Annotated in this window: 1 protein-coding gene; it reads right to left on the bottom strand. The window is 74.8% G+C overall.

The features are described 5' to 3' along the window. Positions 1-81: 81 nt before the first annotated feature. On the bottom strand, positions 82-1169 hold a 1088-nt coding region (sucB, locus tag ACFV2J_RS42600), incomplete at its 5' end, for a 2-oxoglutarate dehydrogenase, E2 component, dihydrolipoamide succinyltransferase (protein ID WP_385443876.1).

The following is a 1169-nucleotide window of genomic DNA, read 5'->3' as shown; positions in this document are numbered from 1 at the left end:
GCGCGCCGCGCCCCCCCCCCCCCCCCGCGGGGGCGGGGGGGGGGGGGGGGGGCGCCCCCCCCCCCCCCCCCGGGGGTGGGACTACAGGCCGAGCTCGACCTCGAACTCGCCCGCCTCCAGGATCGCCTTGACCGCGGTCAGGTAACGGGCCGCGTCGGCGCCGTCCACCAGACGGTGGTCGTAGGAGAGCGTGAGGTACGTCATGTCGCGGACGCCGATGACCGTGCCCTCCTCCGTCTCGATGACGGCCGGACGCTTGACCGTGGCGCCGATGCCGAGGATCGCGACCTGGTTCGGCGGCACGATGATCGTGTCGAAGAGCGCGCCGCGCGAGCCGGTGTTGGAGATGGTGAAGGTCGCGCCGGACAGCTCGTCCGGGGTGATCTTGTTGGCCCGGACCTTGCCCGCCAGGTCGGCGGTCGCCTTGGCGATACCGGCGATGTTGAGATCGCCGGCGTGCTTGATGACCGGGGTCATCAGGCCCTTCTCGGAGTCCACCGCGATGCCGATGTTCTCGGAGTCGAAGTAGGTGATCGTGCCCTCGTCCACGTTGATCCGGGCGTTGACGGCCGGGTGGGCCTTCAGCGCCTGGGCCGCCGCCTTCACGAAGAACGGCATCGGGGAGAGCTTGACGCCCTCGCGGGCCGCGAAGGAGTCCTTCGCCTGCGCGCGGAGCTTCATCAGGCGGGTGATGTCGACCTCGACCACCGAGGACAGCTGGGCCTGCTCGTGCAGGGCCTTCACCATGTTGTCGCCGATGACCTTGCGGATCCGCGGCATCTTGACGGTCTGGCCGCGCAGCGGCGAGACCTCCAGGACCGGGGCCTTCTTGGCCGCGGGGGCGGCGGCCGCGGCGGCGGGCGCCGGAGCCGCTGCGGCGGCCTTGGCGGCCTCCGCCGCGGCGATGACGTCCTGCTTGCGGATGCGGCCACCGACGCCGGTGCCCTTGACGGCGGCCAGGTCGACACCGTTCTCGGCGGCGAGCTTGCGCACCAGCGGGGTCACGTAGGCGCCGTCGTCACCGGAGGTCGCGGCGGGCGCCGGGGCCGGGGTGACGGGGGCGGGCGCGGCCGGCGCGGGGGCCGGAGCGGGAGCGGGGGGCGCGACCGGGGCGGCGGCCTGGACCGGAGCCGGAGCCGGAGCCGGGGCGGGCGCGGCCGGAGCGGGCG

This window comes from Streptomyces sp. NPDC059668 (genome assembly GCF_042734135.1).
Taxonomy (GTDB): domain Bacteria; phylum Actinomycetota; class Actinomycetes; order Streptomycetales; family Streptomycetaceae; genus Streptomyces.
Note: the sequence above shows the minus strand (reverse complement) of the source record. Positions and strands in the feature narration are given on the sequence as shown.